The organism is Rhodopirellula maiorica SM1, from assembly GCF_000346295.1.
Lineage (GTDB): Bacteria > Planctomycetota > Planctomycetia > Pirellulales > Pirellulaceae > Novipirellula > Novipirellula maiorica.
The window spans coordinates 1-12,243 of the sequence record NZ_ANOG01000978.1 but is presented as its reverse complement, the minus strand read 5'-3'; the positions used below and the strand labels follow the sequence as shown (position 1 = coordinate 12,243).

At 54.4% G+C, this 12,243-nt stretch carries 9 protein-coding genes; 1 reads left to right on the top strand and 8 read right to left on the bottom strand.

Annotated features, from left to right (window positions below; translation table 11 throughout):
- The 4 genes from RMSM_RS31600 to RMSM_RS31585 all read right to left on the bottom strand — a co-directional run.
- Window positions 1-246, bottom strand: a 246-nt coding sequence (locus tag RMSM_RS31600; protein WP_040770561.1) for an ATP-binding cassette domain-containing protein, incomplete at its 3' end; no start/stop codon positions are given.
- Window positions 247-265: 19 nt separating this feature from the next.
- Window positions 266-1,213: an ABC transporter ATP-binding protein gene (locus tag RMSM_RS31595; RefSeq protein ID WP_008707194.1), complete on the bottom strand. Its 948-nt coding sequence runs from the start codon at window positions 1,211-1,213 to the stop codon at window positions 266-268.
- A 53-nt stretch (window positions 1,214-1,266) separates the two neighbouring features.
- Window positions 1,267-2,382 carry an ABC transporter permease gene (locus RMSM_RS31590; protein WP_008707193.1) on the bottom strand — a complete coding sequence of 372 codons (1,116 nt, stop codon included), beginning with the start codon at window positions 2,380-2,382 and terminating at the stop codon, window positions 1,267-1,269.
- Between the two features lie 272 nt (window positions 2,383-2,654).
- Window positions 2,655-4,103 (bottom strand): CmpA/NrtA family ABC transporter substrate-binding protein, encoded by a 1,449-nt coding sequence (locus RMSM_RS31585; protein ID WP_008707192.1) that lies wholly within the window; start codon window positions 4,101-4,103, stop codon window positions 2,655-2,657.
- An 808-nt stretch (window positions 4,104-4,911) separates the two neighbouring features.
- On the opposite strand from RMSM_RS31585, the gene RMSM_RS31580 reads away from it, so the two are divergent.
- Window positions 4,912-6,561 (top strand): alginate export family protein, encoded by a 1,650-nt coding sequence (locus tag RMSM_RS31580; protein WP_008707190.1) that lies wholly within the window; start codon window positions 4,912-4,914, stop codon window positions 6,559-6,561.
- A 135-nt stretch (window positions 6,562-6,696) separates the two neighbouring features.
- On the opposite strand, the gene RMSM_RS31575 is transcribed toward RMSM_RS31580, so the two are convergent.
- From RMSM_RS31575 to RMSM_RS31560, 4 genes are all read right to left on the bottom strand, one after another.
- Complete coding sequence (locus RMSM_RS31575; protein WP_144058100.1) at window positions 6,697-8,466, bottom strand: hypothetical protein; 1,770 nt, start codon at window positions 8,464-8,466, stop codon at window positions 6,697-6,699.
- Window positions 8,467-8,669: 203 nt separating this feature from the next.
- On the bottom strand, window positions 8,670-10,511 hold the full coding sequence (locus RMSM_RS31570; protein ID WP_008707188.1) for an adenylate/guanylate cyclase domain-containing protein: 1,842 nt from the start codon (window positions 10,509-10,511) through the stop codon (window positions 8,670-8,672).
- A gap of 3 nt (window positions 10,512-10,514) precedes the next feature.
- A complete protein-coding gene (locus RMSM_RS31565; RefSeq protein WP_008707187.1) occupies window positions 10,515-11,513 on the bottom strand; it encodes an esterase/lipase family protein in 999 nt (332 codons plus the stop codon).
- Window positions 11,514-11,643: 130 nt separating this feature from the next.
- Window positions 11,644-12,243, bottom strand: a 600-nt coding sequence (locus RMSM_RS31560; protein ID WP_236622378.1) for a methionine-R-sulfoxide reductase, incomplete at its 5' end; no start/stop codon positions are given.

The following is a 12,243-nucleotide window of genomic DNA, read 5'->3' as shown; positions in this document are numbered from 1 at the left end:
CACGATGCCGCGATCGGGACCGGGGCCGTCAATTTCATGATTCGCGACCACCACGCCGCCATCGGTGATATCGCAGAGTCCCGCGACCATCATCAATACGGTGCTCTTGCCGCAGCCGGAATGCCCCAGCAGACTCGCGTATTCGCCCTGCTTCATGTTCAAATTAAAGTCTTCGACGATGACCGCAGGACCTTTCAGCGTGTCGTACGTCTTGCCGAGACGAAACATTTCTACGTAGCCAGCCATTTTCTTTTCCGTTTCGTTATTACTGAGCCGGTGTGTTGACGATCAAGCGATGTGGCTTTGTCAAGCTAATGGGATCAATTTCGGGGAGTTCAAACTTGGGTGCGGTCGAAACCGCGGCCTCGTCCGTTCGCGATTTTTGGCGGACGGCAACCAAGTAATTGGTCACAGCGTTTCGCAGCCCTTTGAAACGCTCGTTGTGGTTCAACGCCGATTTGTCACGCGGACGGTCAAGTTCGACCGTGAAAATCGGGCCCAGTGATGCTCGTGGGCCGGGGTTCAAGGGGACGATACGATCGGCGACCAGGATCGCTTCATCGACATCGTTGGTAATCATCAAACAGGTTTGACGCTCCTCTTCCCAAATCTTCAAAATCTCTTCTTGCAGCACGCTGCGGGTAAGTGCATCGAGAGCGGAGAGAGGTTCGTCCAGCAGCAGCACTTTGGGTTTCATTGCCAAGGTGCGTGCCAAAGAGGTGCGTTGCCGCATGCCGCCGGACAATTCATGCGGATGACGATGGGCGGCGTGACTGAGTCCGACCATCTCGATGAACTTTTCGACATGGTCGCGACGTTCCCCTTTGCCCCAGCTGCGAAACACGCTGTCGACCGACAACGCAATATTGCCACGAACGGTCAACCACGGCAGCAGCGAGTAGTTTTGGAACACTAAACCGCGATCGGGGCCTGGTCCCGTCACCGGTTCGCCTTCCATCAAAATCTCTCCACTGTCGGGCTGGATCAAACCAGCCAACAATTGGGTGAAGGTGGTCTTGCCGCTTCCCGAGAATCCAACGACCGCTAAGAATTCGCCTTCGCGGATATTCAGGTTGATGTTCTGCAATACTTCATTGCGAGTCACACCACTGCCATACCCCTTCGATACGTTACGCATCGTTAGAATCGGATTCGGTGCCGAGTTATCGAGTCGTGTTTCGATTGCTGGATCAGCAAGGACGGCGACGCTCATTGTTGCTCTCGTTGGTGAATGAGTAGGGTTGGTGGACAAGGAACACCGACGTTCTAGCCCGCGACCGGGTTTCCGAAACTAACCATGTTGCGTAAGCAGATCATGATCCGATCGAGCACCAAGCCGATCAGTCCAATGATCAGTACGCTAAACGCGATTCGTGCATACGTCGTGCTGCTGCCGTTCTGGAATTCGTCCCAGACAAATTTGCCCAGCCCAGGGTTTTGGGCCAACATGTCCGCGGCAATCAGTACCATCCATCCGACACCGAGACTGATTCGCAGTCCCGCAAACATCAGCGGCAAGCTAGCCGGCAAGATGATCTTGAACAGCTTTTGCGACCAAGTCAGCTTCAGCACGCGAGCGACGTTCAAGTAATCCTTGTCCACGCTGGCAACGCCGAGGGTCGTGTTGACAAGCGTCGGCCACAGCGAGCAGAGTGAAACGGTAACCGCGGAGATCAGAAACGCTTTTTCGAAGAACGTTTCGCCCGGTTGTGAATTGCTGTACGCCCAAATAATGACAAGACTGGCCAACGGCAACCAAGCCAGCGGGCTGACCGGTTTGAACATTTGAATCGCAGGTGTCAACGCGGCGTTGAACCAAGGGCTCATGCCGCACAGCACACCCAGCGGAACTGCGATCAAGGTGGCGATGGCAAACCCAAAAAAGACGGTCTTCAAACTGGTGACGATTTGGTCGATAAAGGTCGGAGCGCTCGATGGGACATAGTTTGCCGCTTGCAGTGCCTTCTTTTTGTAGATCATTGCATTGGCGAGCAAGGCTTCTTTTTCGCTGGCCGATGCGTCAACGGCCTGTTTCTCAAGCGATTGAGCTTGCACCATAAAGTTGATTGCTTCGGCAAGCATCTCGCTCTTTTTCAGCTGATCTTCGGCACGTTGTGCAAAATGCATCGAGAACAAATCGGCGCCGGCTTGCCAGGTCGCCGATGGACTTGGCAGTTGCATGCTCTCGGTGACAACCGTTTTCGCAGCCAGCGACCATGCACCGACAAACAAGGCGATCGCGACGATCGGCAGCAATACAAATTTCGCGATCCCTTTGAATTGCTCTTTGGGGTCTTCGCCTGCGGCGAGTCGAACAAACGGTTCGAAAATCGGCATTCCTGAAACGTTGCAAAGTTTTAAAGCGGTTCCACGCCAATTCATCTTTATTGCTCTCGATTACGGTAGTTGTGTTCTTGTGACGCGATGGTCGATTGTGGTGGGAAGACTCTGTCACTGCAGACTCAGAGCCAGCTTGTTTCTTAAACTGTCCTACCCTTGGGCCCGCGTGATAGCGGCCAGGTAGGTACGGCACTTAAAAAAATGACAAGACGCTTGGTTCCGACCCCCTCTCTCCCCCGCTACAGGCTACGAAGCGGGGGAGAGAAGACAGAAATGTCGAAGTGAATTGTCAATCGGGTTGTGACGTCTATGGGTTAAAGCTTCGTGGGCTCGGCGTCCGTAGAGTCGCCATCTTTGTTGCCAATCACAAAGCTGTTGATATAGCCAATCGGATCACGAGCATCGTAGGTGTTGCCGTCGATAAACTCGTTGGTTGCCGGTCGGTAACCGTCGTAGCCGTCTTCAGGAATTTCGGCTTCCGAGATTTTGCCTTCGGCTACCAAAATCGAGGCAGCTTTGCGGTAGATCTCGGGCTTGTAGACTTCTTTGGCCGTTTCTTCGTACCACTCGGCCGGCTTGCTTTCGGTAATCTGCCCCCAACGACGCATCTGGGTCAGAAACCAAATGCAATCGCTGTAATGCGGGTAGCTGGCGTAATGGTTAAAGAAAACATTGAATTCAGGCATCGGGCGAACATCAGTCTTCTGGAAGACAAACGTGCCCGTCATGCTCTTTTTGATGAGATCCTCGTCGGCGCCGACGTAATCTTTGCCACTGAGGATCTTGGCCGCTTCTTCACGATTGGTCAGCTTGCCATCGGCATCGGTCTCATCAAGCCACTTGCCAGCTCGAATCAACGCTTTGACGACCGCAATGTGAGTGTTCGGATATTTCTCGTTCCATTCTGCCGAAACCCCAAATACCTTTTCAGGATTGTTCTTCCAAATGTCGTAGTTCGTCGTCACCGGGACGCCGATACCTTTGGCAACCGCTTGCTGATTCCATGGTTCGCCAACGCAGTACCCTAGGATCGTGCCCGCTTCGAGGGTCGACGGCATTTGTGGCGGTGGAGTGACTGACAGCAAGACATCCGCGTCGACCATGCCAGTGATGTTGTCTTTGTTGTAGAAGCCAGGGTGGATGCCGGCGGCCGCCAACCAGTAACGAATTTCATAGTTGTGCGTGCTGACAGGGAACACCATCCCCATGTTGAAATCTTTGCCGTCTTGCTTGTAGCGATCCACGATCGGCTTGAGCGATTTTGCCGAGATCGGATGCGGCGGCGTGGGCGACTTCAAACTTTCGTCGTTCTCTTGCATCTGGCTCCAAATCTCGTTGCTGACCGTGATGCCGTTTCCGTTGTAATCCAAGCTGTAGGCGGTGATGATGTGTGCTTTGGTGCCAAACCCGATTGTCGCGCCAATCGGTTGGCCGGCGAGCATGTGGGCACCATCGAGTTGCCCGTCAATCACACGGTCCAGCAATACTTTCCAATTCGATTGGGCTTCGATTTCGACGTTCAAGCCTTCCTCTTGGAAGAAGCCCTTCTCTTTGGCAATTACCAGCGGAGCGCAGTCGGTCAGCTTGATAAAGCCAAACTTTAGTGATGGTTTTTCGATGTCGAGTAGTTCGGCGACAACGGTCGCTTTCGTGTCGGTGGTTGCAGCGGATGCCGTGTCTTGTTGTACCTTCGCCGCAGCGGCCTCGAGGTCTTCTAATGTGATCTTCGATCCTCCACAGCCAACGGTTGTTAACAACAACATCGCTGAGAGTGAAAAGAGGGACCCGCAAAAGGCGAGATTGCGGAACGGTCGAAGGAGAGGAACAGAAGGCATAAAAACAGACCTTGGCATGACGCCGTCGAAAAAGGTGGATAAGGGATAGGAGGGAGAGGCACGCAACTCTTTGAATCAGTACAGAATCGAACTTCTATCAGGGGCTGCGTTGCCGTCTGCAGTGTTAGGCAACAAATGGGCCAAGCGTTGTCCATTTAGGGGGAGATCGCCGCGAAGGGGGCATGAGCTTCGCTACGGGCCGTTAAGGTGGGGATTGGCTACTGTAGTGAATGTAGTTTTTTCAAAACGAAAAAAAATTACGTTCCAGACATGCTGCTGGAAATCGCTTAGAATGCCGGCAGTTGCCTATTTGTTGAGCATGCGCTGCCCCTGATCTAACGCGGCCCCTCATCTGACGCGGCCTGAGTACCACCTGGATAATAAGGGGGCTGCCAGGCTTTGTCTTTTTTTGTTTTTCGCAACGTGAAGCTTGCGATCGCCGGTCCGCCGTATCGGTGATGACGATTCCGCCTGCTCGTTCGGATTGTCGCGATCAATCTCATTTTCGGGTGCGGTCAATTTCTTGCAGTCCCCACCCTTCTGGGATGCCGATGCGAACCAAGGTTTCAATTTTGTGAGACCGTAAGGGGTCGGCGGGAATGTGAAATTCTCACCTCAAGTGATGTTCTTGTTGATGCGTAGTGCATTGGCAAAGCGCGGGACAGCATGATGCAAATCCGTAGATCCTTACCTCTGGCTCTGCAAACATTTATTTAATCGAGGAAGGAACCTCATCATGATGACGATCCCAAAGCGACGTCGGTCGCGTGTCGGGCTGTTGGCCGCTCTGTCGACGCTAGTGACGCTCAATGTGGCTCAGGCAGACCAATACAGCGATGTCCGCGTCTCGGATTCGTCGATGGATACCGTCGTCGTCGAACCTGCGGTGCGCATGGTTAGCGATACGGTCTATACTGCGGCTGAAGCGATCGCGGCGGACGAAGCGGAACCGCTCTCGGACACGGCGGTCTATCCGGAAGTGCTGCCATCCCCAGCGGAACAGGTGTCGGTACCCTGCGGCTGTTGTAACAGCACCTGTTGCACAAAGAAGCAACGTGACGCTGCGACCGAGAAGATGAAGAAAGCCTACGGTGGCGTCTTCTATGCGAACGATTTCAGCTATCTGAACGATCCCTGCTATAGCGGCCCTTCGTTTCTTGGCGATTCGCTCAAAGGCCTCGCTGATGGCAAGCTTGATCTGGGCGGCGAAGTTCGCGTTCGCTACCACGACGAAGATGGGATGCGCGGACTTGGGTTGACCGGCCAAGACGACGAATTTTGGTTGACCCGGTTGCGGTTGTTCTCGGACTATCGCATGAACGACTACATTCGTCTGTACGGTGAGTACCTGTACGCCGATTCAGGCGGCGAGTTTTTCAACAACCGTCCGATCGAAGAGAATCGAGGCGAAATTCAGAACTTGTTCGCCGATGTAAATCTGTACTCCGATGGCTGCAGCACGCTGACCGCACGTGTCGGTCGCCAAGAATTGCTATACGGCAACCAACGGTTGATCTCGCCATTGGATTGGGCTAACACCCGGCGTACGTTTGAGGGTGGACGCTTGATGTATTCCGATAAAGATTGGAATGTAGACGGGTTCTTCGTCCATCCGGTGAATCGCAATGCAGCGACCGAAAGCAAGATTGATGACGCCAACGAGAGCGTTGATTTCTTCGGCACTTACCTGACCCGCAAAGGGTTGGATATCGGCACCTTGGATATGTACTACCTGGGGCTGGACGACAGTGTGAATAATTTTGATTACCACACACTTGGTTCACGTGTCGCTGGCAGCGAAGGCGACTTGCTATACGAAGTCGAAGGGGGAGTTCAATTCGGTACCAACAGCAACGGCAGCAGCCACGACGCCGCTTTCTTTACCAGCGGACTTGGTCGCAAGCTGCAAGTTGCGGATTGGAAACCGACCGTTTGGTTCTGGTATGACTATGCCTCCGGTGGCGATTCTGACTTCGTCAATCGTGGTGATGATGCGTTCGACCATCTGTTCCCGCTGGCTCATAAATACAATGGTTTTATGGACTTGTTCGGTCGTCGCAACCTACACGACTTTAACATGCAGTTCATTACCCCCGTGCTGGGGCCGAAAGTCAATCTGTTGGTTTGGTACCACTACTTTTTGTTGGACACATCCACCACACCGTATGGCGTAACGATGCAGCCGTACAACACGACGGCGTTGGCCGAAGACAAAGAGTTGGGACATGAGATTGATGTCGCCATCAACGTCAATTTGAATCCGCGTAGCAGCATGTTGATCGGCTACTCGCGTTTCTTTGCCGGCGATTACTACGACGAAACGCCTGGTGTGTTGTCCAACGACGATGCTCAGTTCGTGTACACCCAGTTTCAAACTCGTTTCTAGTCAACGACAACGAAGCGATCACGAAAAACGCCGCTTGAGTAATCAAGCGGCGTTTTTTATTGGCTGTAGACGGTCGAGCGTGGAAAGCGGCAATCCGATTATTGGATCGCGTGCGCCCTGTGTCGCAAATCCATTTTAATGCACGGCGATGGTAAGCCATCCATCACGGGAATCGATGTGATGGGCACGGTATTGGCGACCTCGAATCGCTTCGATTTCCACTGTCTCAGGGACCTCGATTTGACGTTGCAAAAGCGTGTCAGGAAAGACTTCGTCAAAGCGTTTTTGAATTGTTCGCTTTAGCCCCGCCTGCGACACACTTAGCCGTTTGCGTCCCGGGAAGTCGACGTTCACGTCAGTGTCTCGGATCAAGATGGCGTGTCCTTCGGGGGTTTTCGCTGGTCGGTAGGTGGCGGTGATTTCCATCGGGACCTTCAGCTCGCGTTCGCCTTGGGCAAAGCGGGTTCCGCGGACTCCAAAACGAATGGCTCCTTCACGAGCTTCGAATACGATCGGTTGTAGTCGAGCAAAATCAATTTCGAACGGCGGTTCGGCATCCTCGCCCTCTTGCTTTTCAACCGGACGGCCTGATTCGGCAAGCAATTCATTGATCATCGCTTCGTCGACCGTCCGGCCTGCCAAAAACGGCCCCAACGCATTGTCAACAACCGATTCTTGGATCTGAATCGCAGCCTCATACGACACCGATATTGCCGGCCGTGAAACCGTGGTTGAAATTTGGTCGTTGCGGCGAAGCGTTGTATCGACAAACAGTGAATCGTCCGTCGATCCCCACAAACGAGCAGGATCGATTAGAGACAATCGAGTTAACGTCGGTGCGATTCTTTCGGAAATGTTTGGCGTTGGCATGCCACCTGCCTCACTGGTTTGTTGCACAAACTCTTCACCCACCTGCTGACGCAACCGTTCGACGGCAATGCGATCCGCCTTGGGTTTCTGTTCGGCCGCCTTTTTGCGGGCGATACGCCGCACGAGTTTTAGTTTGTGTTCAATTGCGGTGATGTCGGTGTTTAATGCTGCCGTTGTATAGGCGGGATCCATCGTGACGCCTGATTCGTTGATGTTCAACGTGCGGGTCGCGGTCACTTGCGCGTTACCCAAGGTGCGAAGTTTCACCGGGCCGTTGTATCCGGTGCTGCGTGTGGAAACATCGGCGTTGAGTGAGACTTGGATTCTCGCGGCACCGATCGACGGCAATAGATTCGCGGTGACAAAGCCGGTCGTGTACGCTTCGCCAACGATCCGAGTCCCAAGAATGCAGTCGCGGATGGGGCGTGACCGATTGACGTCGCGATTGACCGCTTGTTGGATTGCCGATTCGCCAACAAAGATCGCGATGTTCGGTCGTCCAAAGACTTCGCGAATCGATGCCACCACACCGCGGGCTTGTTGCGATTCCTCCAGCAGCGATACCAATGCGGAAAGTGACGCCGCGTCTTCGGCCGACGGGACCCGGTCCATCGCCTCGATTCGCTCAGCGAGTGAATCGAGTTGTTGGGCGAGCTGCTCAGCTGCTCGCTCACCATCACGAAAACGGATCGCCGCAAGCAAATGTTCGATCGAGCTGCGGAGCCGAGTTAGCGAGCTCATCTCGAGCCCTTCGATGTTTCCAATCAGACGAAAACGGGTATCGATCGCGGTTCGCGCCAGGTTCGAGAGCGAATCGGATTGCAAGGCATCCGAGAGCGGTGTCAGATCTAGATAATCAAGCCACGCTTGGCCATTGCTTTGCGATCGCTGGGCATGCATGAACTGCCGCACCGACTCGATCTTTTCAGTGACGTCTTGTTTCGCCGCTTGCAGATCAGGAAATCCGTCCTCCGTGATCTGGCTCGCGTCATCGCGAATCTGCGACACCAAACGTGCCCGATCACTATCGGACAATTGGGCCGCCGATTCACTCGAAAAATATGCCTGGGTCCCGAGCAGGGCGGTGAAGCAGCATGTGCGAAGGAGGATAAACGGGTGTGAGCTAAGCTGTTGCAGTCCCATTGCGTACCACGGTTAGTCTGGGGGTTTTGGGTTGGGTTTGAGTCCTATTGTAAGTCCCTGGCATCGTTAGGGAGAGAGGGTGCCCCCGACAAAACCTAGCTCTTTTCCAGATCCAGCACCCCTAACCATCCCGCCGGCGGCGATTGTCCTTGACGCGCCATTTGAGCCAAAATCCGCTGGCTCGGCCGATCACGCTCGGCAATGCAAGCAAAGGCCTCACGTGCGATCGTCCAGTCACCCTCGATAAACGCCTCGAGTCCGCGTTGATAGGTTGCAAGGTCGGCGTCGTCGAGCGTTTCGCTGGCCAGACTAAGTTGGTAGATATTGACGGGCTGGATCAATCCTGCTGGGCGTACCCGTGCTAATCGACGCGTCACAATCGCTGCCCCGTTGTCGCCGGACGGTTCGGGATCAGGACGTCCCTGCAGCGACATGGCGGTTGGTTCATCAATGATCGTTTGCACCCCAAATTGTTTGGTCAGCCCCTCTAGCCGGCTAGCGAGATTCACAACCGGTCCAAACGCGGTGACTTTGACCTGATCGACGGTCCCAATCTGGCCGGCGACGGCATTGCCCGTCGCGATTCCGATGCCATGCTGAAAGTGGTATCCGATCTCGCTGTTGTTGGTATTGCTATGGATTGCGAGTTGTCGGCGAATTTGAATCGCGGCGTTGGCGGCTCGAACGACGTTATCGGATTGAGCGATCGGCCAGCCCCAGAACCCCATCGCAGCATCGCCGTGGAAATCGCCGATCACGCCGCCGTAATCAAGGATGGCTCGGGTCATCACGCCAAGCGACTCACTGACTTGGTTTAGCAGTTCCAGCAGGTGGTCGGATTGTTCTTCACTCTTTTGGGTGAATCCGCGCAGATCGCAAAACATGACCGACAACTTAGCCTCGCGTGGCCGCAGCACGTCGGCGGGATCTTGATTGGCCAAGGCATCCATGACGATGGGTGCAAAGAATTGTCGCATCGATGCTTGACGTCGTTCCAGTCTTCGTGTTTGCCGTAGGTTGGCAACCATTGATCCAACAAGTTCGGCAAACTTCAGATCGTCTTGCAACGCTTCGGGCGGAGTCGCATTTTGGTCTCGCGGATCGAAACGCCCATGGGTTGACGATTGGCCAGTGACGTAGATGGCCCAACCACGGCAAGCAACACTTCGCAGCGGAACGCAGAATGCCCAATCGACGCCCTCGTTCGTTGTGAATCCGCTCTGGGTCGCCTCGTGCGGAGACCAGACTTGCAGAACGCTTTCGCGTGTTTCGATTGCCGAACGGGCAAGCCGTGCACTGACTTGTGCCGATTCGTATTCAAACCCGCGGCTATCGTAATGCAGAATCTGAACGGGCCGGTCCGATCGTGGACGGACGCGATTATCGGTCGCCGAATCGTCTTGCAACGCGACGACGGCCACGGCGGTTGCCGCCGGGGTGGCCTGCAGCAATACGTTGGTCATCCGCACCAATAATTCTTCGTCGGTCTCGGCGCTGGTGATCAAATCCGGCAAACGACTCAGCATATCGATCCGTGAATTGGCGTCGCGGAAATGGCGGCGTCGCAAAACGGTGTAGTCGTAGGCGTGCTGAGTAACATTTTCGCTCGATGGCAATTCCGAGGCACCGGGCCGATTGACTACCGTGAAGGTGGTTTCGCCGATGACAAAATGTTCTCCGACCGTCAATTTGAATTGCGGCGATTGTCGGCCGCGATAGAAGACGGGGTTGCGTGCGTGCACGTTTTGAATGATTTCGATTTGATGATCCAAATGCACTTTGATCCGCGTGTGCCGTCGCGAGATCATCGGATCCCAAGGGACATTCCAATCGCTATCGGCACGTCCTAGCATGATCTCACGACCGGACGTGGCGTCGGGCAATGCACGTCGCCAACGTTGTTGTTCTTGGGGCCCTTGAGCGATTAAGTCCGCCACGGCTTAGCTTTGAGTGCGATGAGAAATTAAGAAGTCGATCGTCAATTCACGTGCTTGTTCGTTGTTCATCAAGAAACTGTGCAGAGCCGGCACCGTGTGAAATTCCTCTGCTCCTTCGAGTTGAGCTTCCTCGATGCTGACGACGAAATCGCTTGCGCCGTCGACAAGCGGGTTTTGAATTGGGGTCGTGGAAACGTCACCGGCGACAATCGCAAATGGAAACGGTGGGGTTGCCAACCGGTCTGCGAACGCTTGCCACTCGCTGCCAAGTTCGCGGCATCCTTTGCCGGTGATTACGTCAAAGATCCCGGCGGCGTTGATTCGCCGAGCGATCGCGGCGCCTTGGTTCGGTGGTCCCAACATGACCATCGACTCGCACCGCGGCAACAGATTTTTGGGATCTCCGTCACGCTGCAGGTCTCCGATCAAATGACGCGTGACGATATTGCCCATGCTGTGTCCGACGAAGCTGATTTTCGTGTCTTCGGGCAATCGTTCCAGCAATTCGCGAAGCGCTGCAGCGTGATCGCCAATCGAACACCGTGTGCTGGCGTAAGAGAAGCGAATGATCTCAGCATCATCGCTCGCCTTCAGGTCCTTTTCTAATTGCATCATCGAATGATGCGTCCGCATCAAACCGTGCAGTAGAATGACGACCCGTTCGCAATGCGGTGCTGGCGAAGCTTGTGTTTGTGCTGCCAAACGGGTTTCACATTGTTGGCGAGTCCCCCAGGTAATGCGATTATTGTTTGGGTCTAGCAAACGCCAATGCCCCGTCAACGCATTCTGCTGGATTCGGTTTCCATCGACCCACGCATGGTCCGTCCAAACCTGGGTCCCGCCTGCGGTTTTATTCAGAAAAGCCAGCGACGAGGATTGCGTCACCGAAGTTTCGTCATCGGTGGACGTTTTCGGGACCAGCGGATCTGTGGGGGATTGCGATCGCACCAGATTCGATTCCTGAGAAAGAAACAACAGAGCGAGGAGGCAGAAAATTCGCATGATCGTGATTCGGGGGTGAAAGAAAAAGCGTGTGATAAGCCTACAGAGACCGCCGCGGGCCCATCGCTTCGCCTTTCTTCAAAAAAATCCTGAATGTCGTCGATCACGCCGCGATCATCACGCTTGCCCCTTATTCTGCTTTCGGGTCGCTCTTTTCCGCCGTCTGCTGCTTGGAATTCGCTTTCTGCTGCTCCGATTTCGCTTTCTTGGTTGGGGGAGCTTTGATCACCGCAGGCGGCTTTTTGCCTTTGGGAACAAATCGCATCGAAATCGAATTGACGCAGTGCCGAGTATTCTTCGCGGTAAATCGCTCGCCTTCGAAAACGTGACCAAGATGCCCCTTGCAGTTGCTGCAGACAATTTCGGTCCGTTGGCCATCGGCATCGGGATGCCGTTCGACCGCGTCTTTGATCTCATCGTCAAAGCTGGGCCATCCGCAATGGCTCTCGAATTTGCTGTCCGAATGGTACAGCGGAGCGTTGCATTGTCGGCAAATGTAGAGGCCCGGGTCTTTCAAATGGGTGTATTCTCCGATTCCCGCACGTTCGGTCCCTTTGTGCAGAATCACATAGGCTTCGCGTTCGTTAAGCGGATTGAATGAAAACGGAGCCTTGGCCGAAGCGGTCGCTGAACCACCCGCTTCGGTTTGCGAATGGGTTGTGGAATCGTCCGTCGGTTCGGCGGGAGTCGAAACGAACGTAGCAGCAGTCTCCCGCGTGTTAGCTGATTC

Excerpts from the sequence above, each read along its gene's own strand:
- RMSM_RS31595 (WP_008707194.1), bottom strand. The coding sequence starts at position 1,213 with ATGAGCGTCGCCGTCCTTGCTGATCCAGCAATCGAAACACGACTCGAT.
- RMSM_RS31585 (WP_008707192.1), bottom strand. The coding sequence starts at position 4,103 with ATGTTGTTGTTAACAACCGTTGGCTGTGGAGGATCGAAGATCACATTA.
- RMSM_RS31580 (WP_008707190.1), top strand. The coding sequence starts at position 4,912 with ATGATGACGATCCCAAAGCGACGTCGGTCGCGTGTCGGGCTGTTGGCC.
- RMSM_RS31590 (WP_008707193.1), bottom strand. The coding sequence starts at position 2,382 with ATGAATTGGCGTGGAACCGCTTTAAAACTTTGCAACGTTTCAGGAATG.
- RMSM_RS31565 (WP_008707187.1), bottom strand. The coding sequence starts at position 11,513 with ATGCGAATTTTCTGCCTCCTCGCTCTGTTGTTTCTTTCTCAGGAATCG.